Genomic DNA, 361 nt, shown 5'->3' on the forward strand with positions numbered 1-361 from the left:
TGACCTGCGCCACGACGGATTGCTGAGCCTGTCGTCCCGGTTACAGGATGCCCTGCGCAGCGATATTAAGACGCTGGTGACCGGGTTGCTGGGTGCAACGGCACCTTATCGTCTGCGTGGCCTCGTCTTCAGTCCGACACAGATCCGTACCGCATCGCTTCCTCACAGTGCGCTGTCCTCGCCGGGATGGCAGACCATTGCACAGGACAGCGTGGTGGTTCGTGCACGAAAAATCACGGCGGACTGGACAACCCGGGGGAAAGCCCTCCTGCTGGCGCTCATCGTGCTGTGGGGCGCGGGCACCGCCCTGTCGCTGGGGGTGAACCGTACACAAATTTATCTGGCGCAGAAGACCGCCAGC

1 pseudogene is annotated in these 361 nt (G+C 62.6%); it reads left to right on the plus strand.

Going from position 1 to position 361, the window contains the following annotated elements:
- A pseudogene (locus tag AAIR21_RS28030) lies at window positions 1-361 on the plus strand (ImcF-related family protein); the annotation flags it as partial.

Source organism: Enterobacter sp. PTB (assembly GCF_051130085.1).
Lineage (GTDB): Bacteria > Pseudomonadota > Gammaproteobacteria > Enterobacterales > Enterobacteriaceae > Enterobacter > Enterobacter ludwigii.